Annotated in this window: 26 protein-coding genes; 4 read left to right on the top strand and 22 right to left on the bottom strand. The window is 52.8% G+C overall.

What is annotated here, in order from left to right; all coding sequences use genetic code 11:
- Nucleotides 1-52: 52 nt before the first annotated feature.
- Nucleotides 53-1,555 (top strand): phosphotransferase, encoded by a 1,503-nt coding sequence (locus M4I36_RS01305; RefSeq protein ID WP_258109823.1) that lies wholly within the window; start codon nucleotides 53-55, stop codon nucleotides 1,553-1,555.
- Between the two features lie 10 nt (nucleotides 1,556-1,565).
- Here M4I36_RS01305 and queG read toward each other — a convergent pair whose 3' ends face one another.
- The 11 genes from queG to M4I36_RS01250 form a co-directional block, all read right to left on the bottom strand.
- Nucleotides 1,566-2,711, bottom strand: coding sequence for a tRNA epoxyqueuosine(34) reductase QueG (queG, locus tag M4I36_RS01300; RefSeq protein WP_258109822.1), 1,146 nt, complete (start codon nucleotides 2,709-2,711; stop codon nucleotides 1,566-1,568).
- Entirely contained in the window at nucleotides 2,708-3,154 is a 447-nt protein-coding gene (rnhA, locus tag M4I36_RS01295) for a ribonuclease HI (RefSeq protein ID WP_258109875.1), read from the bottom strand. Before rnhA ends, queG begins: the two co-directional genes overlap by 4 nt.
- 84 nt (nucleotides 3,155-3,238) lie before the next feature.
- Entirely contained in the window at nucleotides 3,239-3,412 is a 174-nt protein-coding gene (locus M4I36_RS01290) for a hypothetical protein (protein WP_258109821.1), read from the bottom strand.
- Nucleotides 3,405-4,556, bottom strand: a complete 1,152-nt coding sequence (locus M4I36_RS01285; protein ID WP_258109820.1) for a GerAB/ArcD/ProY family transporter — start codon at nucleotides 4,554-4,556, stop codon at nucleotides 3,405-3,407. Before M4I36_RS01285 ends, M4I36_RS01290 begins: the two co-directional genes overlap by 8 nt.
- The gene (locus M4I36_RS01280; RefSeq protein WP_258109819.1) at nucleotides 4,553-6,409 is read right to left on the bottom strand and encodes a spore germination protein; all 1,857 of its coding nucleotides are present in this window, start codon (nucleotides 6,407-6,409) and stop codon (nucleotides 4,553-4,555) included. Before M4I36_RS01280 ends, M4I36_RS01285 begins: the two co-directional genes overlap by 4 nt.
- A gap of 112 nt (nucleotides 6,410-6,521) precedes the next feature.
- Nucleotides 6,522-7,121, bottom strand: coding sequence for a YpmS family protein (locus M4I36_RS01275; RefSeq protein WP_258109817.1), 600 nt, complete (start codon nucleotides 7,119-7,121; stop codon nucleotides 6,522-6,524).
- 137 nt (nucleotides 7,122-7,258) lie between these two features.
- The gene (gene nth / locus M4I36_RS01270; RefSeq protein WP_258109816.1) at nucleotides 7,259-7,990 is read right to left on the bottom strand and encodes an endonuclease III; all 732 of its coding nucleotides are present in this window, start codon (nucleotides 7,988-7,990) and stop codon (nucleotides 7,259-7,261) included.
- 54 nt (nucleotides 7,991-8,044) lie between these two features.
- On the bottom strand, nucleotides 8,045-9,505 hold the full coding sequence (locus M4I36_RS01265; RefSeq protein WP_258109815.1) for a bifunctional metallophosphatase/5'-nucleotidase: 1,461 nt from the start codon (nucleotides 9,503-9,505) through the stop codon (nucleotides 8,045-8,047).
- 264 nt (nucleotides 9,506-9,769) lie between these two features.
- A complete protein-coding gene (locus tag M4I36_RS01260) occupies nucleotides 9,770-10,435 on the bottom strand; it encodes a DUF1054 domain-containing protein (RefSeq protein ID WP_258109814.1) in 666 nt (221 codons plus the stop codon).
- Nucleotides 10,428-11,837 carry a ribonuclease H-like domain-containing protein gene (locus M4I36_RS01255; protein ID WP_258109813.1) on the bottom strand — a complete coding sequence of 470 codons (1,410 nt, stop codon included), beginning with the start codon at nucleotides 11,835-11,837 and terminating at the stop codon, nucleotides 10,428-10,430. The genes M4I36_RS01260 and M4I36_RS01255 overlap by 8 nt, the downstream gene beginning before the upstream one ends.
- Entirely contained in the window at nucleotides 11,834-14,152 is a 2,319-nt protein-coding gene (locus M4I36_RS01250; protein ID WP_258109812.1) for a DEAD/DEAH box helicase, read from the bottom strand. Before M4I36_RS01250 ends, M4I36_RS01255 begins: the two co-directional genes overlap by 4 nt.
- 168 nt (nucleotides 14,153-14,320) lie before the next feature.
- On the opposite strand from M4I36_RS01250, the gene M4I36_RS01245 reads away from it, so the two are divergent.
- A complete protein-coding gene (locus M4I36_RS01245; protein ID WP_258109810.1) occupies nucleotides 14,321-14,926 on the top strand; it encodes an RsfA family transcriptional regulator in 606 nt (201 codons plus the stop codon).
- Between the two features lie 93 nt (nucleotides 14,927-15,019).
- Here the strand turns inward: M4I36_RS01245 and ytvI are convergent, their stop codons facing one another.
- From ytvI to mutY, 8 genes are all read right to left on the bottom strand, one after another.
- Entirely contained in the window at nucleotides 15,020-16,132 is a 1,113-nt protein-coding gene (ytvI, locus tag M4I36_RS01240) for a sporulation integral membrane protein YtvI (protein ID WP_258109809.1), read from the bottom strand.
- A 30-nt stretch (nucleotides 16,133-16,162) separates the two neighbouring features.
- The gene (locus M4I36_RS01235; RefSeq protein ID WP_258109808.1) at nucleotides 16,163-16,351 is read right to left on the bottom strand and encodes a hypothetical protein; all 189 of its coding nucleotides are present in this window, start codon (nucleotides 16,349-16,351) and stop codon (nucleotides 16,163-16,165) included.
- A gap of 15 nt (nucleotides 16,352-16,366) precedes the next feature.
- The gene (gene deoD / locus M4I36_RS01230; RefSeq protein WP_258109807.1) at nucleotides 16,367-17,092 is read right to left on the bottom strand and encodes a purine-nucleoside phosphorylase; all 726 of its coding nucleotides are present in this window, start codon (nucleotides 17,090-17,092) and stop codon (nucleotides 16,367-16,369) included.
- 200 nt (nucleotides 17,093-17,292) lie between these two features.
- Nucleotides 17,293-17,715: a hypothetical protein gene (locus tag M4I36_RS01225; RefSeq protein WP_258109806.1), complete on the bottom strand. Its 423-nt coding sequence runs from the start codon at nucleotides 17,713-17,715 to the stop codon at nucleotides 17,293-17,295.
- A gap of 136 nt (nucleotides 17,716-17,851) precedes the next feature.
- Nucleotides 17,852-18,541, bottom strand: coding sequence for a FadR/GntR family transcriptional regulator (locus M4I36_RS01220; protein ID WP_258109805.1), 690 nt, complete (start codon nucleotides 18,539-18,541; stop codon nucleotides 17,852-17,854).
- A 21-nt stretch (nucleotides 18,542-18,562) separates the two neighbouring features.
- A complete protein-coding gene (gene leuS, locus M4I36_RS01215) occupies nucleotides 18,563-20,980 on the bottom strand; it encodes a leucine--tRNA ligase (RefSeq protein ID WP_258109803.1) in 2,418 nt (805 codons plus the stop codon).
- Nucleotides 20,981-21,158: 178 nt separating this feature from the next.
- Entirely contained in the window at nucleotides 21,159-21,770 is a 612-nt protein-coding gene (locus M4I36_RS01210; protein ID WP_258109802.1) for a Bax inhibitor-1/YccA family protein, read from the bottom strand.
- 32 nt (nucleotides 21,771-21,802) lie between these two features.
- Nucleotides 21,803-22,903: an A/G-specific adenine glycosylase gene (gene mutY / locus M4I36_RS01205; protein ID WP_258109801.1), complete on the bottom strand. Its 1,101-nt coding sequence runs from the start codon at nucleotides 22,901-22,903 to the stop codon at nucleotides 21,803-21,805.
- A gap of 76 nt (nucleotides 22,904-22,979) precedes the next feature.
- Here mutY and M4I36_RS01200 point away from each other — a divergent pair, with 76 nt between their 5' ends.
- Nucleotides 22,980-23,198: a hypothetical protein gene (locus M4I36_RS01200; RefSeq protein WP_258109800.1), complete on the top strand. Its 219-nt coding sequence runs from the start codon at nucleotides 22,980-22,982 to the stop codon at nucleotides 23,196-23,198.
- Between the two features lie 89 nt (nucleotides 23,199-23,287).
- On the opposite strand, the gene M4I36_RS01195 is transcribed toward M4I36_RS01200, so the two are convergent.
- Both M4I36_RS01195 and M4I36_RS01190 read right to left on the bottom strand, forming a co-directional pair.
- Entirely contained in the window at nucleotides 23,288-23,845 is a 558-nt protein-coding gene (locus M4I36_RS01195; RefSeq protein WP_258109799.1) for a cysteine hydrolase family protein, read from the bottom strand.
- Nucleotides 23,846-23,988: 143 nt separating this feature from the next.
- A complete protein-coding gene (locus M4I36_RS01190; RefSeq protein WP_258109798.1) occupies nucleotides 23,989-24,504 on the bottom strand; it encodes a ribonuclease FAU-1 family protein in 516 nt (171 codons plus the stop codon).
- A gap of 157 nt (nucleotides 24,505-24,661) precedes the next feature.
- On the opposite strand from M4I36_RS01190, the gene M4I36_RS01185 reads away from it, so the two are divergent.
- Nucleotides 24,662-25,087: an ATP-binding cassette domain-containing protein gene (locus M4I36_RS01185; protein WP_258109797.1), complete on the top strand. Its 426-nt coding sequence runs from the start codon at nucleotides 24,662-24,664 to the stop codon at nucleotides 25,085-25,087.
- 29 nt (nucleotides 25,088-25,116) lie between these two features.
- On the opposite strand, the gene M4I36_RS01180 is transcribed toward M4I36_RS01185, so the two are convergent.
- Entirely contained in the window at nucleotides 25,117-25,638 is a 522-nt protein-coding gene (locus M4I36_RS01180; RefSeq protein WP_258109796.1) for a hypothetical protein, read from the bottom strand.
- Nucleotides 25,639-25,640 lie beyond the last annotated feature (2 nt).

Below are 25,640 nucleotides of genomic sequence, written 5' to 3'. Positions count from 1 at the left end.
TGATCTGCATAGGCTAGGCGTGGAACCGTCAGAACGGAAGTAGGTGATAGGGGTGAAACGCCGGTCTTTACGCACGCCTTGGATGGGTGCGATTCTCGAAGAGTTGATGAAACCTCCCTATTTCATGCAAGTAGCGCAGCAGGAGGCAGCAAACGGAGGGGGTGACGACCGCCAGGACGAGTCTGCTCCTTCGGCCAAGTCTGCCCCGGTGATTCCTAAATCCGCGAGTAAAACAAAGTACGAGGCGGACCAAACTACAGCTCCAGTCGCCGAACATAAGCCACTGGCTCGTCCATCCGGCACGACTTCGAACGTGGGCAAAGGTTCAACTTCTGGGCCTGCCGGGAAAACGTCATATCCCGCGGCTACAGAGGCGGCATTTGCCACCACCCGAAAACCACTCAACAATTCTTCAGCCTCGAAAGGCGTAAAAGGGAATTTGAAGGCAGCCAATTCTGGAGCCAGGGGGTCGAATGGACCAAACCCATTGGACAAAACACAAACAGTAGGCCCGCTTCGAGACGGCGATGGCTACGGAATGGCCAAACTTGCGCCACGTGAAGTGCCCCCTGCGGTGCTCCAAGAATACGGTTGGGACGTGCGGTCCACTATGAATTTGCGGGGAGTGACCCGGGTGGAGACGGGCGAAGGAATTTTTGCAGTCAAACTCGCGCATGTCCATCCCTCGCGCTTAAGGCTCATTCACGAGGTGTTAGAGTTTGCCGAGCAACAGGGTTTTCGCCAGTTTGCTCCGATGATTCGAACGTCGAGCGGCGCTTCCTACGTGACCATCGACTCCCGAACCTACTACGCCTTGCGTTGGCTGGATGGAGCAACGGCGAACTTCGCGTCTTCGACACAGGTTGGTCAAATCGCTTATGCATTGGCGGAACTCCACGAGCAGACCCGAGCCTTTCCGCACAAAGAACGACTGCGCACTACTCCGGCGAATTTGGCGACCATGATGAAGCGCCGTCACGCGGCTCTGAACCGGTCAATGGAGCGAATTGCTCGGGAATATCCGCACTCGGAACTGAACAGCTGGCTTAAAGAACATCGAAGTCGCCTCGAGGAAGATGCGAGTCAAGCGACGGAAACATTGGCGTCCAGTGCGTGTGAAGAATATCTCGAGCGCGAGACGGCTCGCGCGGGACTATGTCATCTTGACGTCATTCCGTCCAATTTCATCTTTGTCCCAAATGGCCCGGAAATGTGTATCATCGACTACGACATGGCAGCTTTTGCTCCGCGTGCGGTCGATCTCGCTCATCTGCTCCGCCGAAGTCTCCAGACCACTTTTTGGACGACCGACTTTGCCTATGTAGGCTTTTTAAACTACAACAACGTGCACCCGATTTCCTCTGGAGAATATCGGACCACGGCTGCGCTGCTTCGCTTCCCGCACCACGCCTGGCGCCTCCTGCAGGAGGCAAGCCAGCACGGCCCGGCACGGCCATGGATGGACGCACTTCACAGCTACGGCGCGCACGCTGAACGAAGGCAACAATTTCTTGACTCGCTCGACACCCAGATTGCCTCTCTGGGGACGAGTTGACGCTCCCCAGTCAAGGCGTGGCGAGTGCTGCTTGAATTTCCTCAAGCACCATCTCATCTGTCTCCTCATGAAGTCTTGAGGCCAGGGTTTGCCTGGCCTCAGATGCATCGAATTGGCCAAGCGCCCAAGCTGTCGTGGCTCGCAGTTCTCGGCGTGGATGCGTTAAAAATGGAATCATCTCCGGCAGCGCCTCGACGGCCTCTGCATTGCCAAGTGCGATGAGTGCATTGCGCTGCACAGTTCTGAGCCCTCGCCACGCGGCAGCCGATGTCCCATAGCGGCGCATAAAGGAACGATTCGTCATGCGGAGCAATGCGATTAAGTCCGGGTGGGCCAATTCTTCGGACGGATCGAACTCATGGTGCTTGGAAGCGAACACCCCTCGATTTTCCGGGCAAGCCCATTGGCAGGTGTCACAACCGAAAACGCGGCGACCTAAGCGCCGGCGAAACTCTCGAGGAACCACACCTTTCATCTGCGTGATGTAGGAGAGACACCGGGTGGCGTCAATCACTCCCGGTGCCAGCAATGCGCCAGTCGGACACGCCGCCAAACAAAGTGTGCACTGGTGACATGCGCTCGCTTCGTGCTTGACTTTGGCATCTTGTTTCTCAATGTCAACTGGCGTTCCGAGAACCAATGACCCGAGGAAAACATAGCTTCCATAACCAGGAACGAAAAACATGCAATTTTTCCCGACCCATCCGATACCAGCGCGTTCTGCTACTCTCCGGTCTACTAAAGGCGAGGTATCGACCGCGATATGCGCTGGAAAAACATAGCCGCAAAACTCCATTAAACGCTCATGAAGTGTGGCCAACCGCTCTTTCATGACTCGATGGTAATCTTGTCCATATACGTACACCGACATTTGACCGTGCTGCCTGCCCGTCGGGTGCGACTTGGCAATCGCTTGGCCGGACGCCGTTTGGTAAGCCATTGCCACGGCCACAATCGCTTGTGCGTCTGGGAAGGACTGCGTTGGATGAACGCGCCGTTGCACATCCCGTTCCTCAAAACCAGTCAATCCGCGCCGCTCATAGTCATGCAGCTGCTCTACCAATTCGGGAAAAGGCGCGGCATCTGTCACTCCAACGGCATCAAAGCCCAACTCCACCCCAATTCGGCGCACGTCCACTGCTGTCAAAGCAGTCATCTGGGAACAGCACTCCTTGCCAGCACATCGCAGCGTTCGTTGTAATCAACCCCGGCATGCCCACGAACTTTTTCAAACCGCACGCGATGGCGCTTCGTCTGCTCCAACAACATCTCCCACAAGTCTCGATTCTGCACTGGGTCGCCCTTACTGTTGCGCCATCCGTTCTTCTGCCAATTAAGGTACCAGCGCTGTTTGAAACAATTGATGACGTATGCAGAGTCACTGTAGACAACCACAGAACAGGGCTCTTTGAGTGCTCGCAGACCTTCAGCGACCGCCTGAATCTCCATGCGTTGATTCGTGGTGTGGCGCTCGCCACCGGACAATTCACGTGCTCGACCTGCGTAAAGCAGAATGGCTGCCCACCCGCCCGGACCTGGATTGCCCGAGCAGGCCCCATCCGTATAGATTTCGACCGTTTTTTGCGTGTGTTCCCCCATGCTTGAATATTGATGCTCCTGCGGACGTTCCACGAGACACCCTCCTCGCCTTCATTATAGCGAGTCAGCGGCTCATTTCATGGGTCATACAAACATTCGCCAAAAGATAATTCCGGTTGTCGACGCAGAGCAAAGCGCCAAGGCATATGCAAAAAAAGCACCCATCCATTTCCGCTTTATCTGCATCCAATGACCAAACGACCACGTGTAGATGAAGATGCCGAGCGGAATTAACATAGCAAGTAAAAACTTAAACATGCTGCGGTCCTCCTCGGCGAGATGTCATCCGCCGATGCGGACCCCCCATTCGACCTCTGCGGGCGTAATGCCGGACAATGCCCGCCAGCACAATAAAAATTGGAAGAACAAAAGCAACCGTCCATCCCCACTGCATCAAATATTTTTGGTCTAAAGCCATGACTTGCAAGAGGTCTGCCTTCCAGAGAGATATGGCAAAGCAGAGAAGCGCCAAGGAAGGAATGGCAGGGCGAAACGTCTGCCATCCTATGGCCCGACCGAGAAGATAACCAGCGCCCCACAACGTCACGCTCATTTTGACAATGGCGGCAGTCACCCAGAGAAAGACAAATACGCTTTCCAGTCGTTGAATGAACCGTCCCAAATACACCATGCGCGCCAGCTCATACAGAGCAAACGAGGACTTCCCCGCCGCATGCGCTGGAAACACCATGTGATAACAGACAAGAAAGGCCGACAGCAACACGGTCGACACGACAATGCTGACCACGCCAATGGCCCGAAAGTCCCGCGGATGATGCGCGTGTGGGAAAATGATGCACAACAACAGTACATTCACAAAGATGGATGAGTAGGCAAAGGAGCCTGAAGCGACGCGGACAATGCCGGATCCCCAAATCGGAAATAGATAGAGCGGATGCCACCAATTGGCCGTCATGAGGCACAAGCCAAGAATGCCGATGATAAGTATTGGTTGGACAAAGTAAGCGGTACGACAGATCCCTTCAAGACCAGTAAACGCAATGTAGGCCACGGCAGCCATGAAGACTGCCCCAACGAAGAGTATGGGAGTAGACGGCAAGACCGTGATCAACACATTTTCGGTAAATTGGCGCACCACGCTCGCGGTCGAAAAGACAAAGTAGGCTACCACGATAAGGGTCAACAGTAGCGTGATAAATTTGCCGAAAGTCTCTTGACTCACCTGCACCAAGTCCATGCCAGGAAAGAATTTGGACAGTAACGCTTCCATGACTAGGAAGAGAAGCAGCGTCATGAGTCCCGCCGCCAGCGGTTCCATCCAGGCGGCTTCCAAAGCAGACTGGCTGGCATAGCGCGGGTACATCAAAAAAGCATTCGAGGCGACAAAGATGGTGAGCATTGCAATCAGCTCTTTCGACGCTAACTTTGTGGTCGTTTTCATGGTCTATCCCTTCTTTCGCCGCGCGACGAATCGGCGTGGACAGTGCTCCCGCCGGTTTCTTCTTGGTCGCTCTGTGGGACTGGCCTCGTGTCTTTACTCCACGGACGCGTCACTGGGCTTTGCCGCCACTTCTTTTGCGTCTGTAGATATTCTGGCCGCTGATTCATTTGAAATACGTAGCCGCGCATGAGGACGTCTGGCGAACTCTGCATGCTTGGGGTGACTGGAGCCAACAGCGGCACACCAAACGACTTTTGCACGGAGAGTCGGACAAGGTAGACAACAGCCAAAATCGCGATGCCGTAAAACCCTAAAAAAGCAGCCGCAATCAGAAAGAAGAAGCGCGAGACACGCACGGCCAAATTGAGGTGATAATTAGGAATGGTGAAACTCGCCAACGCCGTCGTAGCCACTACGATGACCAACAAGGGCGACACAATTCCCGCCTGTACCGCAGCTTGACCGATAATCAAAGCTCCGACAATGCCGATGGTCGGACCAATGATGGATGGGATGCGAATACCAGCCTCTCGAATCAGCTCAATCGCGAACTCCATCAAGAGAATTTCGACGACGACTGGAAATGGCACCTGCTCGCGACTACCCGCAATTGCCAGCATCAAATCGGTCGGAATCATCTCCGGGTGATAGTTGGTGATAGCCACATACATCGCTGGCAAGAGCAACGCCACCACGAGTGCAATCCAGCGCAATACGCGCAGAAAAGAACCAAACGGGAACCGCAAGTAGGCATCTTCGGCAGTATGAACGAGCGTCCAAAAGACGACGGGAACCGCCAACACAAACGTGCTGTTGCCGACAAAAATCGCCACGTGCCCTTCCGACAGCAGGGAGGCAATGCGGTCCGGGCGCTCCGTCGAAAACACTTGTGGAATCATCATGCTCGGCTTGTCGTCGAGAAACTGTTCCAGCAACCCGCTGTCTGGCAGATAATCCACTTCAATCGCCTGAATGCGCCGCTTCGTCTCCTCCACAAGGCTCTTGTTCGTAAGCCCCTCAATCCACATGATCGCTACGTCAGTCGGCGCCAACGTGCCCACTTCGATGATGTCCGTGACGAGATGTGGCGTTCTCAGCAAGGAGCGGACCAGCGCCGTGTTGGCGCGAAAACTTTCCGTGAATCCGTTGTGCGGTCCGCGAACCACATTCTCCGTTTGCACGGGGCCCACGGTCCGATGCTCCCAGCCTTTCGTCTCAACGAGTATCGCTGCGTCACAATGATCCACAAAGACCGCGGTCGATCCCGCTAAAATCGCCGGCACCACATCCCCCCACTGCTGCATCAACGTCACCTGATTGCCAGGTAACAGTTGCTCTGCGATGGTTTCCATGTGTCGCCGCGGTTCGTCTCCTGGTATGTGCGTCAAAATCATCAGTGGTTGCAAAACATGCGTATTGATGGTGGTCTTGTCGGCCATGCCGTCCACGAACACCGCCATGGCTCGCCACGGATGTTCTGTGCCAATGATAAAATCACGGACCACGACATCCTTGTTGATGTCTAGGTGAAATGTTTTTTGCAGCAAAAGTTTGGTCTCGTCTAAATCGACTGGAATGCCGTGTGGCTGACCTGGTACGTGCTGTTTTGCACTCACATCGTATTCCTGCCGCCCTTGTTTCAAAAAATCGCGCAACGACTTGGGACGAATGGAACCGCCTCCAGAGGTCAGTCGACTAGCTGCCGCCACTCCGCTCCTAACCTCATCTTGCGAACTCGATGCGCTCCCATCTTCGTTCGAGGATTCTCCATCGGTCAAAGTGAATTGGTCGTCCACTACGCTGTCGTTGACAATCAAGAGCTTCTGAAACCACTTGGATAGTTGCAGCTGCACAAAAACACCCCCAGGTGCACCATGCTTCGCCAGCCCATGCCGACTTGTGCAGTCCTATCCTGCATCGTTCCCCGCTCGATTATGCGATACTGTGTCGGTTCGGTGCGCTCATTTAAGCCGGAGTATGCACCGCGGAAGGTTCAATGCCTACCGCAAGCGTCAATTGCTTCGTCTTGGCACTGTACGATAAAACGCGGATACTGTAAGGACGGGGTGGCCGATTGGTAAAGTTCACATCGAGGGTATGCTGCTTGCTGTTAAGAATAATCCAGCCTGGCCACGGCAGGTGGCGAAATACTAGGAAGAGCATGAAGTCGGGGAGCGGCACCCCACCCATCGAGGAGCGCAGCAAGTGCAAATCGAGGTTTCCACGATGGACGGCCGGTGAAAAGGTCATCACGAACGGAACCTGCCGGTCCAGCAGTTTGATGTCCAGACGGCAATTCCAGTCTTCTGCAAACGACACGCGGGCCGAGGCAAGAACTCGCTTCAAGTCGTGTTGCCGAGGTAGGTCATAGTTGAGAAATGAATTAATCGCCTCATCGCCAATCGCAACTTGCATCACCGCTTCATTAGAATGGGTGGACAAGTTCTGAGGAAACGCGGATACCTGCGGCGAAGTGGCCGTCGGAAAGCTCGTAATCCACGCCAAAGCCAACACGCCGACCAACACATTGAGCGTCAAAAGAACGACAAATGCTCTCTTCCACACACGCTTCCCACCTTCAACATACCGATCCATGCCATCACTCTAGAAGGCCGGCCCTAATTGGATGGCCATTTCATATCGCCGACGTTGCCGTTTGCGCGCGGCCAGACCTTAGCCTCCAGACCGGCGAGGTGCGATATTTACAGCAGATTTTCACGCACGCGCTTTTTGGGCTTACCCTTTTTGACAGGCTCATCCAATTCAAAGACTTTCGTCGTCAATTTCGGGTCTTGCTGCAATTTGGCATAGAATTGACAGAAAGATTGAACAGGGCACACATCACACTTCGGACTTCGGGCCGAACAGATTTGGCGACCATGGTGAATCAGCCAATGATGCGTTTGAGTCCAGAGTTTTTGCGGCACGCGCTGACAAATCTGACGCTCCGTGATGTCCGGCTTCATGCTGTTGGCGATGCCGATGCGGTTAGCAACTCTCTGTACATGTGTGTCCACAGCCAAGGCCGGGACGCCAAACGCATTCGAGACAACCACGTTCGCCGTCTTTCTGCCCACGCCGGGAAGACGAACCAATTCATCTTGCGTTCGTGGCACGAGACCCCTGAATTCTTTCAAAATCATCTGAGATGCCGCGATAATATTTTCTGCTTTGGCTCGGAACAAACCCACCTCTCGAATTTCTTCTTGAAGTTGTTCCAAGTCTGCTTCCGCAAACTCCTCGGGCTCGCGATACTTTTGAAACAGCCTCTCCGTCACCTGATTGACGCGTACGTCCGTGCACTGAGCGGACAGCATAGTGGCTATGAGCAATTCGAACGGAGTCGTAAAATTCAACGCGCACTGCGCATCCGGATACGCTTCTTCTAGCTTCAACAACATTCTTCTAGTTTGTGCACGAGAGAGTAGCCGCATACACTTCCCCCCTGACGCCACGTGAGTTATGTTGATGTATGTCGCGACTCACACTCACAAACCTTCATCCCCATTCTCTTCAGAGCCGAACGAGCGGTCTGTCACTACCCGATATCTCTTGTCCTTTGCTCGCTCCACGTTCTGTTCATCCTGTACATAGTCTATCAGAATTTCACGAGCGAGCGATCGCCCAAATTCGACATTTCGCCCATTTTTAAACTCTGGAAAGACGGGCGCCAAGTACAGATACTCGCAAGCCGTCACACGGTACACGAAGTCATCCAGCATGCGGTCACCGTTCATCCATACGTCGATGACTCGCGTGCCGCTTTCATCCACATCGACCATCGCGCCTGACACCGCAAGTCGTCCCACCACAGCACCTCGAAATCCAAATCCGCGCCCAACGTGTAACTGCACCTCTGGCACCAACCCGCGCTCCAAGATCGCACGTATCTCCCATCCGGACAAGTCCATGGACACTGGTTTTGTCGGTGTGGAGCAGGCAGCGAGAAATTGCCGCATATCCACAGGTCCCGGCAACATACTGGCGACCAAAGCCCCTGCCATCATCATCCCAATGTGTGCAGGCTTTGCATCCAATAATGCGTCCGATAGCAAGTTTGAAAAGTTCTCTTCTGTTTGAAAGTCGGTGACGAGCCGTGTTTGAAGATTCAACACGGGCCTCGCCAGAGACAACTCAATCTCCGCCATCCACTCGCGATAAGTCGCCCACATGGCTGGGTCGAGCGGCCCGTGCACATCCACTCGCTCGAGATGCGCTTCGCGATGTGTGATGCGAAACGGATGGGTTTCCACGCGCAACGTCACGTGACCGAATGCGCCTGCTCGCCATCCGGCCTGACAGATCATCGTTGAACCTACGTATTCGGGAGACTCTAGCCAATGATGTGTATGTCCGCCCAGAATGAGATCAATTCCTGATACCGCGTGCGCCAGCTCTCGGTCTTCCGGAAGACCCAGATGAGAGAGACAGACGATGAGGTCACAGCCACACGCCCTGAGCCGCTCGACCGTCTCGCGCGCGACGACACGCGGCTCAGTGGGCCGCACGCCGAGTGGTCGATAGGGCAATTCATACGGAGGAGTCAACCCAAACATACCGATGCGCACGCCTTCATGGAAGAAGCACTGCGTGTCGACCATGCCTTCCAGTGCCAGTCCACTCTGCCGTCGCAGATTCGTCCCCAAAATCGCCGCACCGGAGATTGAACCCAAGGTAGACCACACCTCGACCGGCAAACTGAGCCCCTCATTGTTCCCAAAAACCCAGGCGTCCACCTGTAGTGACTGCATCAGCGCAGCGTTAATCCGTCCCAGCGTAATGTCCGATTCGGGTCGAGCGCGATCGACCAAATCTCCTACATCCAGCGTCCACACGGCTTCCCCTTGCTGACGCAGTCTATCTCTCAGTTGGCGCAGACGGAGCCCCAGGCGCATATAGTTTTCCAAGGAGCTATGCACATCATTGATGTGCAAAAAGTGAATGTTCACCTCGTCACCTCATTACCTCGGCCCGCCATCAGCTGTCCCCTCCTATTTTACTTGGAGAAGAAGCCAACCACCAACTTCTTGAACATGGCATCACCGTCACGCCATTCTGGATGTCCTCATGACACATCCTCCGGTGCGGCAAAGCGTTTGTGCCGGACGCAACACGAAACAATATATTGCGGGCTGCATGCGAACATGATTCACCGCCCAAAACTAGAACCGCCTGTGCCGACCAGTCTTCGAGGACCCTGTTTCGCAGATTCTCTAGAAAGTCACAGGAATCTCGGTCTGAGCCATCTTGTAGAGGGGACATAAAGTACGAAAGACGGACGATACGTCCTCAATAAAGGCGCTCACCGGGGTTGCCAGTACAGCCTCTCTGGTAAATATTTTCCCAACCAACAAGTCACCCTGACGACGCTCCACGAGCTGTTCTGCCAACGCCGTCAATCCTGCTTCGTCTAACTCCGCTGAAGCCACCGAATCGGGCTCCATATGGTTTGGTATCCACGCATAGTCGTCCGGCAACCTTGCGAGCACATCTGCCGCATGAGTCTGCAAATTGTGGCTGTATAGCGCGCGCTGCGACGACTCATAGATGAGCCCAAACACGGCAAAGACATGCGTCGGCCAGACTCCAATTTGGAAATGCGGATGCTGCTTGTAGCCTCGTTTGTCCGCAGAAAACGCGACCCAACTGTCCTTCGGTGGATTGACGGTGCGCCGAGCATGCTTGGCTACATGAACATACATTGGGAGACCCAACTCCGCCTCCAGCACGGGAGCATACAACTCGCCTAATTGCTGCAATTTCGGTCGCAGAACACGCTTTAATACATCCATGCGGGCGTCTAGTCCCGGCACAGAAAAAACATCAAAGTCTTCTGCAATAAACCCCGTAAATTCCTCTTGGCGATCCCGCTCATCCATCCACTTTGTCCTCCTCTTCTCGTTGCTCTTGTTTGGATATTTTTCCCTCAATGCGCCGCATCCGTTTGACGATGGCACGCAAGACGGGGCTGGAACTTTGTGGTTCTTGCAAAAAGTCTGGACTCACTTCGGCAGCCATGTTGCTTCCATGAGCTGACACCCGGTAAGGAAGTTGCAAGAAACTCTCTCGGCAGTACGACATCTCTTGTTGCAGTGCACGTTGATGCGCCTCCTTCGCATAGAAGAGCGCCAGTGGCAAATCTCTTTCAACATGTTCCGCCCACTTCGCAAGTTCCAACAGAGGAGCCACGCTTTCCTGTTGCAGGCGACTTAGTTCCTTCCACAATTCGACGGACTGCAGCCATCTTCCTTGCCGTTTATGAAACAAGCTCTCCATCCACAGGGCATAACCGTCGAGGTCGTCGAGCGTACGCGCCATTCGATAGCATTCTGCGGCAGCCTCAACATTTTTCCAAGCTTCATACCAACGTGCCAGGACCAGCGACTCTTTTGCGGTCTGCAGAGCAGCACGGGAAGAAGTAAAGTCCGCCAAATACGCGCACAGTACGACGAGACTCGCCACATCCATTAGGTTGTGCTGCAACACGGGAGTCACCGCCTGCACGTCTTTGTCCGTCATGAATGTTAGATATCGAAGTGGCGCTTCGCGCCCAGAAACATCGTCCACCCGCTCAAGCCGCAGCACTTTTTCCTCCAAGAAACTGAGTGAAACGGACGGCAGCGTCGATTTAAAAATTCGCCGCAGCGGATGCAGAAGGTCTAAATGCGGCCTACTTGGCAAGGGCGACAACCGATACATCGTCCGGCGACTCTTTATCATCGGCAAATCGAACGATTTCCCGTTAAACGTCACCCAAATCGCCGCCTCGCCAAAACATCCCTCCAGATGCTGCAGGAAGAGAAGTTCTGCAGCGGGATCGGCCAGAAAATATTGCTCAAAACGCACCTCATCATCCAGAAGTTGACCAACCGTATACAAAAACACGATATTGCCCGCACCGGACCCGAGTCCCATGGTCTCCGTGTCAAAAAATCGCAAATCGCACGGAGACACAGGATGGCCTAGAAGATGTTGAAGACCCGAGACGTCTGCTTCGGCGAGATGATGAAACGTGTACTGACCATGGTTACAAAAGACATCGTAGGAAACGCTGCGCTTCCAAACCGACTCGCTGACCGGGTCAACAGGGGCAAATCCCATCTGCCTCAAAACATGCTGCCATGGATGTGCGCACGGCGCATCCGGTGGCGGAGGCTCGACTGAAGTTCCCGCCGATTGACCGTCAGCCCATGACACCTCCTTCTTTGCTTCCGTCTTCACAGACGGAGTGCACAGAGAGTTTTGCAGGCGGTCCAGCCTATCAGCCAGCGACCTTCTCACCTTCCCTCACCCGTCCCGCTAACTCTGCCGCTTCTCGGCTCATCTGCGTCTCGAAGGAGCGCTCTCAGTAGCGAGCAGACCGCGTCTTTCGGATTTTCTCCGGCAAAAGCCCGCGGACGGGGGCCCGTACAGGACGGACAGCCTTGCTCACAAGGACACGCAGTGACAACCTCAAAAGCAGCCGCAAATACTTCCCCGTGTGCTCGGTAAAGGCGCTCAGCCAAACCAATGCCTCCTGGATAAGCATCGTACAAGTAGACGGTCGGCTGTTCAAACACCACATCGCGCACATGAACGGCGGCATGCAAGTCTGAGACAGCGCACATCGCATAAACAGCGCCAGTATGGCGCAGTAAGTAGCCGAGCATAGCGAGTGCCGTCTCCCACTCATCTTTAGCCAAATCTGCTGCCGTTTCGGGCCATGACACGGCATACCCGATAGAATGTAGTTCCGCTTCCGGAAGGTGAACGCGCCCCCACCCGAGATTCTCGTGCGTTTCCAGCTTCAGTTTTTTGAAGATGGTAGGCGTTGCGTTGACCATGACTTCTGCCAGTGCGTGGCTTACTTTTCCGTGTTCCACTGCTCCATCCAACAGATGCAGCATCTGCAATCGCACGGCCAATTCGGCTTCTGTAAAATAGTCTGCTTCCACAGACCGGACAAATGCCTTGCCGTTTTCCAAATCCAATCTCTCGACTTGAAAAGACTTTGTCTGATGTAGGTAGATGGCTTCTTCGTGAAGTGTCGTCAAGGCACTAAAGCGGTCCGTTTCGCCAAGCACTTTCGGCTCGGGAGCCGAGGTGTCCACAATCACAACATTCTCGGTCGATGCGCTGCGCAGCGAGACGGACAGACTCGGCATGCTCTCCGCCATCCACAAATAGGTACCAGATGACTGTCGATGGAGCACACGATGATCCGCTAAGTATGACAGCAATTCTCCCACTGACTCGTCCCCAAATTGCTCAGACGCAGAAAAGGGGAGCTCGAACGCACCGCATTTGACATGGTCCATAAGGATGAGCAAGTTATCGGCAGAGAGTCGAGCCTCTTCAGGGGGCGCTTCCAATAAAGCATTCGGATGAAGCACTAGAAATTGGTCTAAAGCGGAAGCATTGGCAATGAACAAAGACAGAGATAGGCCTTGCCTGCGCCCAGCTCTGCCGCTCTGTTGACGCACCGACGCGATGGAACCGGGATGACCCACAGTCAAGACCGCATCCAGAGACCCAATATCCATCCCCAATTCCAATGCGTTGGTAGACACTACGCCGCGAATTTCGCCCGCCCGCAAACCTCGTTCAATCGTTCGACGTTCGCTCGGCAGATAACCGCCTCGATATCCCATGACTCTCGTCCGCAATCGTTCCGGCACGTCGCGCTTCCAGTAACCAGAAAGAATTTCAACCTGCGTCCGTGTTTTCACAAAAGCAAGGGTCGTGATATTTTCCGTAAGAAGCCTCGCTCCCAGGCGCCGCGCTTCCAGAATGGAAGATTTGCGAATTCCCAACTCGCGGTTCAACAGCGGCGGATTGTACAGAATGGTATGGCGCTCTCCCTCTGGTGCTCCAGACTCTCCTATCCACGTAACACTCTGACCGGTCAAGCGAAAAGCATGTTCTTCCGGATTCGCAATGGTCGCGGAGCAGAGAATAAATTGCGGCTGACTTCCGTAAAAAGCACAGATTCGCAGCAGTCGCCGAAGAACATTGGCAAAGTGACTTCCAAAGACACCTCGATACATATGAGCTTCGTCGATGACGATAAAACGTAAGTTTTCAAACAGTCGGAGCCACTTCGTGTGATGAGGTAAAATTGCGCTGTGAAGCATATCTGGATTGGTCACCACCACATGTCCTGCTTCGCGAATGCGTTGCCGAACATGCATCGGCGTGTCACCATCATAGGTAAACGCATGAATTCCATCATGGGTCAGTCCGGCCGTCAAACTGGACCATTCCGCAACTTGGTCTTGTGCCAATGCTTTCGTTGGAAAAATATATAGCGCGCGCGTGGACATATCTTTTAAGATGGTATCGAGGATTGGGAGATTGTAACACAGTGTCTTACCGCTCGCAGTAGGCGTGGTCAGGATGATATGGTTTCCAGCATGAACCTCTTCCAATGCCTGTACCTGATGGGTATAGAGGTTCTCCACATTCCGCTTGCGGACGGCTGCAACCAGTGCCTCGTGCAAAAACCCCGGCGTTGGTCGGAACGCCGCCAATCGCGCCGCGCGAATTTGCCACGATGCAACCTGCTCTATGAATGAATCGGTTCGCCGCCACTCTTCTAAAAGCATGGCCAGTTCCATGTCCCGTCTCCCTCATTCCAGCGGTGATTTCTACGATTTTTTCAAATTCACGTTCACGATTTCCCATATGTCACATAGCATACTAATGAAGCTGTCAAGTGTGGAGTCCGTATGAATCTTGCACGACATGGAAATAAAGTATAGTACATCTCCAAGGGAGGAATTGCCTTGCAGTCGGTAGAAAAATGGGCATCGAGATCGGACGCATGGACGCCAGAAGACGACCAGCGTCTCGCATCCTTAGTTCTTTACCACATTCAGTCTGGCAGCACGCAGCTATCCGCGTTTGACGAAGCAGCCAATGAATTAGGGCGCACGTCGGCCGCCTGTGGGTATCGCTGGAACGGTGTGGTGCGAAAATACTATCGTGAAGAAATTGAACAGGCAAAACAGAAACGCAAGCTTGGTAAAAAATCCGCCGTCAACGAACCAGCGCCGAATGCGACGGGTTACGAGACAGCCTCGCACGCAGAGGTCACTGCTGTCAATCTGATGAGCATTCAAGACGTCATTTCGTTCCTGCATTCTTACGACGAAGAATTTCATCGACTGCAGAACAAGACGCAGCATCTAGAGGAAGACAATCAAGCTCTGACTGAGCGGATTCATCTTTTAGAAGAACGAATCTCGGCCCGTCATTTTCCTGAATCTAGTACTGGAGTGGAGGTCAATCCACAACAACTAGAAGAGGATTCAAAGACACTCTTCGCTATTATGGAGCGCGCTCGAAAGCTACTCGGCGAACAGGCATTAAAACAGAGCCGCGAAGCCTGAAGTCGCTCGTGAACATGCCCATCTTGTTAAACGATTCATACGCAACATGGACGCGGCTGGAGCTTCCCAAAATGGATGTTCCAGCTACTTTGGTCATTCTTCTGTTGCAGGGGAACGTGTTTCTTCCTCCGTTCCAGGGAAAAAATCTTCAAACAAATGTGTGGCAAACAGGCTGCGAATGCCGATAAGGACTATTGGACCGACAAACAGCCCTAAAAATCCGATACTTTGTAGACCTACATAAAGGGCAAACAGCGTAGATAAAGTATCCAGTCCAACATTGTCTGCCAGGAATTTTGGTTCAATCAAGTGGCGCAAGATAGAGATAACCACCTGCAACCCAATCACTTTCAACGCTACCGATAGATCGCCCACTACTAAAGCCCCAATCGCCCAAGGCACAGTCATGAGCGCCGAACCGAGCATTGGAACCACACCAAAAAGACCAAATAATAATCCGAGAATCACCGCATACCGAAAGTGCAGCACCCACATACCCAACATCCCGAGTCCCGCTGACAACAACATGAGGACCAGTTGGACACGGATAGTTCCACCAAACGCACGATACACGTCGTGAACTACGCTGGCCACTTTATCAGACCATCCCGGGGGGAGCATACGATAAAATCGGCGCAACATACGCTCGCGATGAATGAGTAAGAAGAAAGCCGTGATAACGGTAATCACCGCGAGAAAGAGCGTCTCGGGCAAGTGTGTCACCGACCGTAACAGACCACTGGCGAAATGTTGAAACCAAAGTTCCATTAATGCTAAGACGTGCACAAACGTCCTTTGAATTTGGGTCGCTACTTGAGGTGGCAGTTCTCCATAGAATACGCGACCCGCTTCGATTTCTTCTTGTATCCACAGACTCCCACGCGCCAGAAAATGTTCCGAATTAAGCGTCAGCATGGGCGCTTCCCGGGCGACTCCAACAATCACACCGACAAATAACACGATGACGAAGAGAACGAGAAGCAACAAAACAATGAGCGTGGCGAGCAATCTCGGAACATTCCAGCGTTCGAGCAAGCGCACGAGTGGAACGAGAAGTACGGCCACCAACCACCCGAGAATGAAAGGTAGGATATAACGCATCAGCAAACCCACAACAACAATGGCCAACGCGACAAACAACAGCAGAGCGGCGACTTCTGCCACGCGCAACCAATAGCGGCGCAACATTTGCTGACGATTTAGCAAAATCCTACACTCTCCTCCAGCCGTCGCTCATTAACTGTTCAATCTCTTGAATATTTTGCGGCGCACTAAGAAACCAATGAAAATCAAAATGAACGAGACAACAAAATCAAGCGTAGCATACCAGCCATATCCATTTGCCATAAATAAGCTCGCAGATGCTAAGCCAATCATGCAAATAATGGCCAACGCCAAAAACCCCAATTTCTGCTTGACTGACATTTCTATCTCCTCCCGTTATTCCACATGAGCAGCGTTATCATACCATAGCGCTTCTAGCGCAACCTTCATCATCTGTTGAAAGGAATTCTGTCGTTCTGCTGCAGTGGTCGATTCTCCGGTAACAATGTGGTCACTGATGGTCAATACAGCGAGTGCCCGCCGACCGTACTTGGCAGCTAATGTAAATAGTGCTGCGGTCTCCATCTCGACAGCCAGCACACCGTATTTGGACATTTTTTCATAGATGGATTCGTCTTCATGATAAAACGTGTCTGACGTCAAGACGCTCCCTACATGGAGTGTAGCACCGATGCGAACGCCGGCCGCGACCGCTTGCTCCAACAAGTGATAATCGGCGGTGGGCGCGTAATGAACGGAACCAAACCGCAGGACATTGGTCGCAGAATCGGTCGAAGCACTCATCGCCAAAACCAAGTCCCGCACCTTGACTCGCTCCGGCAGTGCACCAGCCGTTCCAACACGAATCAGTCGCTCTACGCCGTACTCGCGCATCAGTTCCTCTGCATAAATAGAAATGCTTGGTATACCCATTCCTGTCCCTTGCACGGATACTTTCTGACCTTTGTAGACTCCCGTATACCCATACATGCCGCGAACCTCGCTGTACAAATGAACATCTTCGAGAAAATTCTCGGCGATGAAACGAGCCCGCAGTGGGTCGCCCGGTAGAAGGACTGAATCGGCAATATCCCCCGCTTTGGCCGCGATGTGAATACTCATACAGAGACTCCTTTCAAGAAAGCAGATTCAAACTCATTATCTCATGTTCGCCCGTGTTCGCAAGAAATGCCGGTGAAATTCGTAGATGCAACGTGAAAAGTCCACTCGCGATGTGAGTGGACAAAACCATTCGATAAGAATGGAAAGTGTTGAGTGGAAATTCTCTTACGTCATCAACGGAACTGTGCGTCCACGGCAACCTACGCGGGTTGGTTCGCAACCAGCCATTGCTCAAAGCAATTCCAGGCTTCGGATGCCGAATTGGCAACAATCACACGATGCGCTCCGGTGCGGCGATAGATACGAACTCTCGATGCATCTGAGGTGACCACGAGCACCAAGGGGATGCCGCAATCTCGCAAGGACTGCGCAATTAAAGCACTGCGAACGTAATCGTCGTCCTCATGAATAACGGCCACGTCAAACTGATGCGGGGTGAGCAACTTCACAACATCCGCACGGCGTCCGGCAACTTCTAGCATCGCCGAGCCATACCAGTCTTTCAATTGACGATGGTGCCCTTCAAAGCAGTCCAACGCGTAAACTTCTAATCCGATGGACCGGGCTCTCTGGAAGTACTCCTTTCCGTCATAACTCGTACTCACAATCAACATCTTCGACATTCTCGTCACTCCCCAAAATTCCGTGGAAGCGTTTACATGACCAGTATACAACACTTTCTTGAATTTCGAAAGAGCTTTGAGTCCGTTCATCAAAAAGCATGCGGCAGTATTCCCACGGGGTTCCGGTGCCCCCGGATCACTCGCCTCTACTGCCGTTTTTCCGCATTTTTTGGACTTGTCGAAGGACTGTCTCACCATACCGAAACACAATGTCCCGCGCTTCTTGCACACGCTCCATCTGGACAGCGTCGTAGAGTGCTCTACAGGTCCGCAGTGCGTCCGTGGAGCGACTGTCTAAGAGCCGCAGTACCGAGCGAAATGACTCCTGCAGAACTCGAAAAGCATTTTCGAGAATCGAATTTCCTGCAACGAGCGCCAACACCTCAAAAAAGTGCAACTCTGCATTCAACAGACTATCGCGACTGCCCGCCGCACATTCTAACTCAAACAGTGCCTGAGACAACTGCGAATAGTCCGAGTGAGCGCGCCTTTGTGCCGCAATGCCTGAAATACCCGCAAGAATTGCAATCTGTGTGTCCAACAATTCTTCCACTTGCCCTACGCCGAGCAGCCACGCCGCCTCGAGTGGCTCCATCCACATCTCAACGGCGGCTGTTCGGACATACGTCCCAGCACCATGACGAAACTCCACCAACCCTTGCCCTCGAAGCGTGCTGAGTGCCTCGCGCACGGTGGCGCGACTGCAATCAAACTCTTTCGCCAATACGGCCAGCGGCGGCAGCTTGTCCCCCGGTCCGAACTGACCGGCTTCTATCTGCTGACGGATGCCCTCCGCAATGCGAATGTAGAGCTTCACGGTCCCCACTCAGCGGCCCTCCTTCAAGCCTCAGCGTAGAACAAAATTCACCAACCGATTGGGCACATACACTTCTTTGACGATCGTCCCACTCGCGAGCCACTCGGTCAAATCGGGGAGTTCCTTTGCCGAAGCAATCACACGCGCGGCCGATTCATCAACGGGAATAGTCAGCCGAGAACGCACTCGGCCATTCACCTGAACGGCAATTTCCACTTCTTCATCTTGTAACCAAGATGTTTCATACCCAGGCCAGGTAGCTTCAAAGACAGATGTGTCGTGACCAAGTTGATGCCACAGTTCCTCACCGAGGTGTGGGGCAAACGGTGCAATCGTCACCGCGAGTGTCTCCATGGTCGCCCTGTCCAGTCCGTTCCCACTTTCGTTTTGGAGTGCATTGACGTATTCCATAAATGCACTGACGGCTGTATTCAAACGAAAGCCTTCCATCCGTTCAGACAGCGTAGCAATGAACCGATGACGCAGCTTCTCGAGAGATGGCCGAGACGCAACCGACCGCGTGGCATGGTTCGAGATGAGCCGATAGACGCGCTGCAAAAATCGAGACACCCCATCCAACCCGTTTTCGTTCCATTCCGCATCATCTTCCGGCGGCCCGACAAACATCTCGTACATGCGCAAAGCGTCCGCTCCGTGTGACGAGATGATATCGTCTGGGCTTACCACGTTTCCTTTCGATTTGCTCATCTTCGCTCCGTTGAGCGTCATCATACCTTGCGTAAAGAGATGTTGAAACGGTTCTTGGAAGTCGATCATCCCGAGATCGTAGATGACCTTCGTAAAGAAACGTGCATAGAGTAGGTGTAACACCGCATGCTCCACACCGCCAATGTACATATCGACCGGAAGCCACGCATCTGCCTTCTCTTTAGAAAAGGGAGCGCTTGTGTTCAGCGGATCGACATAGCGGAGAAAATACCAACTGGAACCTGCCCACTGCGGCATAGTGTCAGTCTCTCGCCGGGCTTGTCCGCCACATTTGGGACAAGTGGTGTGAACAAATTCGGGAATAGCCGCGAGGGGAGACTCGCCTGTACCCGTCGGCTCATAACGCTCGACCTCCGGCAACAGAACAGGTAAGTCGCTCTCGGGAACCGGTACCACCCCGCAGATTGGACAGTGGACGACTGGTATGGGCTCGCCCCAGTAGCGCTGCCTTGCGAATACCCAGTCGCGCAGTCGATAAGACTTCGTCTCATGCCCACAACCCGCCGTTTCAAGAAGCGTAATCGCCGCCCGTTTGGCTTCCTCAACGGACAATCCATTGAGCGATCCCGATTGCACCAAGACTCCATCTCCTACAAAAAGCACACCATTCTCGACCGATGACGCTTGGTCTGGGACCACCACTGTCTGAATCGGCAATTGAAAAGCTTTCGCAAATTCGAAGTCGCGCTCATCATGAGCGGGCACTGCCATAATGGCCCCAGTCCCATAGTCCATGAGGACATAATCCGCAATCCAAATAGGAATTTTCGCTCCGCTCAGTGGATGAATGGCATAAGCTCCCGTAAACGTGCCCGTTTTCGTTTTGTCGACAATCTGTCTTGAAATCGTGGACTTTTTCAGCGACTCGTCAACATACCGGTTCACATCTTCCCGGTTTTCAGGCGTCGTAATTTTCTCGACCAACGGATGCTCGGGAGCGAGCACCATGTATGTCGCGCCGTAAATCGTGTCGGGACGCGTGGTAAATACTTCGATTGCCGCTTCGTCATGCTGGTCGACGGCAAACCGGATGCTCGCCCCCGTGCTCCGGCCAATCCAAGCCCGTTGCATGCGCTTGACGTGGTCTGGCCACGAAAGTCCATCGAGATCGTCCACCAATCGGTCTGCGTAAGCCGTAATCTTCAACATCCACTGATTCATGTCACGCTTCGTGACTTCCGCACCACAGCGGTCGCAGCGACCATCGACCACTTCTTCATTGGCCAACCCGGTCTTACAGCTCGGACACCAATTGATGGGCATCTTTTTTCGGTAAGCCAGTCCTCGTTCCACCATTTTCACAAAGAAAAACTGAGTCCAACGGTAAAACTCGGGAGAACTCGTATTCACTTCACGAGACCAATCGTAAGTTGCACCAATTTGTTCTAACTGGCGTTTGAAATTGCGGATGTTCTCCGCGGTTGAAACGGCCGGATGGATGCCGTTAGCAATCGCATAATTTTCTGCAGGCAGGCCAAAGGCATCCCAGCCCATTGGATGGAGTACTTCAAACCCTTGCAGTTTCTTGTATCGACTCCACACATCGGAGATGGTATATCCTCTCCAGTGCCCCACATGAAGTCCGTTTCCTGAAGGATAAGGGAACATATCGAGACAGTAATACTTCGGCTTGTTGCCGTCGTCTGGTACCAAATGGCTCTGTCGATCTGCCCAATATTTCTTCCACTTGCTTTCAATTTGCTTTGGTTGATAATCCACGTCTTTACACCTCGCCATTTCTATGAATCGATACAGAAAGGCCTCCCATCCTTTCGAGAGGACGAGAGGCGCAACTCTCCATACCACGCTCGCAGTGCACCAATCCAAATGTCATTCACATCGGTAAAACTCGGTTGTAACCGGGAGACATCACCGTCACCATGATTCTTCCCTGTGATTAGCGCCGAGAGGAAGAGCTAGCTCCAAAGAACTGGAGAATGAACAAGAACAGGTTGATGATGTCCAGATAAAGAGACAATACGACCCACGGAATATGCTGCTCTGCCACACCCCTACGAGCGATGCGATTGACATCGAAAAGAACGTATCCGATAAAAATCGCTATGCCGAGGAACGAGTAAATCAATTCTGTGGTCGAGCTGAACCCCACGAACAAGGACACAATGCCCATGAGAATCAGCGCGATGATTCCTATGAACAAAAACCCGCGCAGAAACGAAAAGTCCATCGAACTGCGGGAGGCCACAATGCTCGCCACCAAAAACGAAACTGCCGTCACGGCCAGCGCTTTGAATACGATGCCGCTACCGTATTCATAGGTGTACGCAGCGATGTACGGATAGATGCTGAGCCCAGAAATGAACGTGAAGCTAAACACAAACGGATATCCAATAGCGCGCCGGCGCGACATGAACATAGCCGCAATAATCATAATCAACTCTACAAAGATAGCGAGTTCATCCACTGCTGGCGGCAAAAATTGCCCCACATAGTTGCCAATAGCAGCAAAGATTAACGAGACAAACAAACCAAGAAACACTTTGCTCATGATGTTGCCACGCGACATAGAGTATGCTTGCATCAGATTTTCACCCTTTCGCCAATCAGTCTTTCCAAAAGTTTTTCATACACACGTGGCCAAGCCAATTTTTCTAAGTCAGCCAATGAACACCACATGCGGTCGGTGCTAGCTTGAGCAACGCCCAAGTCTAACGTCAATCCGACTGGTCGATAGACCGTCACAGACCACTCCACATGGGAAAACAGATGACGCTCAGTTGCCATCGGCACCAAGTAGGGGGCGGTCGACTCCTCTACGGATGGTTGGCCACCTTCAGTGTATAACTCCTCAAGCAGTGGATGCAAGTGAGAAGTCACGTCTTCGCTCCCATTGTACTCCACTGCAGGCAATTGCCACATCCCCGCGAGCAATCCGGATGGTTTGCGCCGCTCCACTAAAATAGACCCGTTTTTCTCAATCCAGAGCGCGCCGACGTTCGCCTTTCGGCGGGCCTTTTTCTCCGTCTTGGCGGGAATTACGTCCACTTCTCCAAGGTCATGGGCATAACAGCTATCAACGAGTGGACAGACGAGACAAGCCGCATTTCGTGGTGTACAGACAAGTGCCCCTAACTCCATCACTGCTTGCGTGAACTCTCCTGGTGAAACCAACTGAATCCAAGATTGCATTGTGTCTTCGATGAGACAGAGGACGCTCGCTTGACGCACTGGTTCCCGCACACCGAGATACCTTGCCATGACTCGCAAAACATTCCCGTCAATAGCTGGAGTCGGAAGGTCATAGGCGATACTCAGTACTGCACCAGCTGTATAGGCTCCAACGCCGGGCAATTGTCGAATTTGTTCCAGACTACTTGGGACTCGTCCATCAAATTCATCCACCACCATCTGTGCGGCTGAATGCAGACGGCGGGCTCGTGAGTAATACCCGAGACCTTGCCAGTGTTTCACCACTGCCTCTTGGTCCGCTCTGGCTAAAGCGCCAACAGTCGGATATTCCGTCATGAATCGGCGGAAATAAGGAATAACCGTGTCCACCTGAGTTTGTTGAAGCATGGTCTCTGAAACTAAGATTGCGTAAGCATCTTTTGTTCGGCGCCACGGCAAATCACGACGGTTTCTCTGGTACCACTCTAACAGCTTATGAACTGGATGCTCCATAGTTGACTCCTTTTCTGAGCGACCTATGCGTACATTTTTATCCGTTGGTTACACTACACGCAGGGAGGTGCTGGCCATGTGGGAGATGATGAACGGGGTGGCGAACTCGATGCGAGGACGTTTCATGCCTCGGCGACGAAGCGGAATTGGCACGATGACCGCCCTTGTTATTGGTGCGAGTGTCGGAATAGCGGCTTGGGAAGCACTCCGCAAATCCCAGCCGATGTCGCGAACGACTTCTAGTTCTGGTGCCGCACAACTGGCGCAAGAAGTACTGAGCGAAATTCAAGAATAACCCCAATCGAAATAACCCTCTATGGACGCGGAATGGAAGCGGCAGACGATTCGTCGCTTCCCTCCCTATCCCTCGAAGAAGAGTGTGAGCTATATCACCTTTGCACCAAACGTAGCAGGGAAGTGCTGAAGACTCTCCTCGTGTCCAACCGCATTGAAGGACGCTACTCCATGGCGATGAACGAAAAAATCCACTGCATAACGACGAGCAGCTCTCCAATCGTAAAGACCAGCTAGCGTATACCGAACACAAATATCCGTACACACCCCCACAAGGTGCACTTCTGTGATTTTATGTCGTTCCAGCAATTCTGTCAGAAGAGTCGCATACGTCGCGTTGTAGTGCTTCTTTGGCACGTACACCCACTGGCCATTCCCGTCCATCGGCCTCAGGTCGGCCAATTCCGGAATCAGCTGTTGACCATCCGTGCCTTCCAAATTGTGCGGAGGAAACAGCCCAGAGTCAATCTCCCAGTCGTCTTGTGAGTGACTGTCTCGGGTATCGACAACGAGGTCACCCGACACGACAAACGAATGAACTAAATTTTTGCAGTAAGGTATGATGGCTAGACCCGACTCGCCGCAGGAAAGCGCCCCGTCTAGTCGTATGAAGTCATTCGACAAGTCGATCATCAGCAGTGCACGCATGTGTCCATCCTCCCACACTCTATCGTGACACAGAGTAGAAGTACTGATTCCAGAGCAGGAAAAACCATATTCTTTGATTCAGCGTTTGTTCATCGGTAGTCCCCGCTGCAGAACTTCTAAGAAGGGGCATCTTGACGGCGCCCTTATGGAATGCGCCGATTGACACCGTATTTGTGTTTCCATATATGATAAGACAACCGACTTCGCTTCATTGAGTCGACAAACTTTTGCGTGTTTTCCAACACGCGTTTGGCTTCTGCCGACGACATCTGCCGAGTATAAACAGCCTCTCCGAATTCCTCAAGGTCAATGACGTGATAATACGACCTTTCGTAAATGAGCACATCGACGTACATATCCTCCACATAGATACAGTCTTGATCTTCCCACACCTTGACCAAATCCACATAATGGTCAAATCGCAAGCGTGGGTGCTTGACTGGCAAAGCCTCATCGAGACATGTGCTTACTGCAATACCCCATTGCGGATATATCTCTCTCAGATGACTTGTGTATCCTGTTTCAAAGGCTGTCCTCTGTACCGCGACCAATCCGGGTCTTCGAAACAGTTTTTCGACGGTAAAGGGCTCATTATTTCGGTCAATTCCACGCTCTTCGCGCTTAAAAATTTGTTGGACGCGGCCCGGGCGTAACGCCATTGCGTCAATTGCTCCTCCCTCTGAAAAAGCCTCTTCGTTCTAGAGTACCATGACTTTTCAATGCGAACAAGAAAATGAAAAAGGCAGACCCTAGATCTACTGCCACGTCCGACCTTGGCGAAGTCCATGACAAATGTCACCCTAAAGTTGTTATATTTTGAACTTCTACCGCCTCTTTGCGTTTGCTAGGATGAACGTGTCGTTCATTCTGTTCAAGGAGGCTCAAACGGCCATAACGCTCGCCATTCAATTTGACAACGTGAGCAAACACTTTTCGAATACGTTTGCCGTGCAACAGGTTTCGTTCGACATAAAACAAGGTTCGATTGTTGCTTTACTCGGTCACAACGGCGCCGGAAAATCCACGAGTTTGTCCATGCTGCTTGGGCTGATGCGTCCGAGCACAGGAAAAGTGTCCGTACTCGGCCACAGCCCGACCAGCGGAAGAACGCGCGCGATTGCCCAGCAACTGTGCCTCAGCGAAGGAACTGTGCGCAATTATCTGTCAGACATCCTCGGCAAGCTCAACTCCAGTTCAAGACACGAAGCCACCCTCGTCGCCAAGGAACAAGGATGGCTCTAGTAGAAGACCAATGAACCGGCAGAAGGTTGCTAGAACAGCTTACGCCGACGTCTCTTGCGCCGAAAATTTGCGACAACACGGGCAATACGAGCGTACGGAGTGGAACTCTTCGTTCGCAACGGCCGGCGCATGACACGGAGTCGCCAGGCCACAAAACCCACCACCGCGCCAACGGAACTGAGGATGACGATAATCCAGCGAAGTGGCAGGGCTTCGAGCGGATCGGCATACGTAAGCGACGTAGCATTGTGATGCTCGAGCATCACAAACGTTCCATCAGCGCCGAACATATGACTGCCAGGCGGCAACACGATGGTCTGAATGCCATTGTAAAAGCGCAAATATCCTTCTTCGTCGACTCCGCCATACTTCCAGTGTTCAATCACAGGTTCACCGATGGTCACCTCGTGAAACAGGGGATTGCGCGCTTCAAATGGAATGATATAGCGGGTCAGTTCAAACCCACCGACAGCCATCAAAATTCCGAACACAATCAACCAGCGGGGCTGCTGCCACCAGCGATAGGGTCGGCGCCGCGCGACAAACCGCATGG

Source organism: Alicyclobacillus sp. SP_1 (assembly GCF_024706985.1).
In the GTDB taxonomy this organism is placed as follows: domain Bacteria; phylum Bacillota; class Bacilli; order Alicyclobacillales; family Alicyclobacillaceae; genus Alicyclobacillus_I.
Note: the sequence above shows the minus strand (reverse complement) of the source record. Positions and strands in the feature narration are given on the sequence as shown.

Bases quoted from the DNA above. Each gene is read 5' to 3' on its own strand.
- queG (WP_258109822.1), bottom strand. From the start codon at position 2,711: ATGACTGCTTTGACAGCAGTGGACGTGCGCCGAATTGGGGTGGAGTTG.
- rnhA (WP_258109875.1), bottom strand. From the start codon at position 3,154: ATGGGGGAACACACGCAAAAAACGGTCGAAATCTATACGGATGGGGCC.
- M4I36_RS01290 (WP_258109821.1), bottom strand. From the start codon at position 3,412: ATGTTTAAGTTTTTACTTGCTATGTTAATTCCGCTCGGCATCTTCATC.
- M4I36_RS01285 (WP_258109820.1), bottom strand. From the start codon at position 4,556: ATGAAAACGACCACAAAGTTAGCGTCGAAAGAGCTGATTGCAATGCTC.
- nth (WP_258109816.1), bottom strand. From the start codon at position 7,990: ATGCGGCTACTCTCTCGTGCACAAACTAGAAGAATGTTGTTGAAGCTA.
- M4I36_RS01260 (WP_258109814.1), bottom strand. From the start codon at position 10,435: ATGGATGAGCGGGATCGCCAAGAGGAATTTACGGGGTTTATTGCAGAA.
- M4I36_RS01250 (WP_258109812.1), bottom strand. From the start codon at position 14,152: ATGGAACTGGCCATGCTTTTAGAAGAGTGGCGGCGAACCGATTCATTC.
- M4I36_RS01235 (WP_258109808.1), bottom strand. From the start codon at position 16,351: ATGTCAGTCAAGCAGAAATTGGGGTTTTTGGCGTTGGCCATTATTTGC.
- deoD (WP_258109807.1), bottom strand. From the start codon at position 17,092: ATGAGTATTCACATCGCGGCCAAAGCGGGGGATATTGCCGATTCAGTC.
- M4I36_RS01225 (WP_258109806.1), bottom strand. From the start codon at position 17,715: ATGTCGAAGATGTTGATTGTGAGTACGAGTTATGACGGAAAGGAGTAC.
- M4I36_RS01210 (WP_258109802.1), bottom strand. From the start codon at position 21,770: ATGAGCAAAGTGTTTCTTGGTTTGTTTGTCTCGTTAATCTTTGCTGCT.
- mutY (WP_258109801.1), bottom strand. From the start codon at position 22,903: ATGGAGCATCCAGTTCATAAGCTGTTAGAGTGGTACCAGAGAAACCGT.
- M4I36_RS01200 (WP_258109800.1), top strand. From the start codon at position 22,980: ATGTGGGAGATGATGAACGGGGTGGCGAACTCGATGCGAGGACGTTTC.
- M4I36_RS01195 (WP_258109799.1), bottom strand. From the start codon at position 23,845: ATGCGTGCACTGCTGATGATCGACTTGTCGAATGACTTCATACGACTA.
- M4I36_RS01190 (WP_258109798.1), bottom strand. From the start codon at position 24,504: ATGGCGTTACGCCCGGGCCGCGTCCAACAAATTTTTAAGCGCGAAGAG.
- M4I36_RS01180 (WP_258109796.1), bottom strand. From the start codon at position 25,638: ATGCGGTTTGTCGCGCGGCGCCGACCCTATCGCTGGTGGCAGCAGCCC.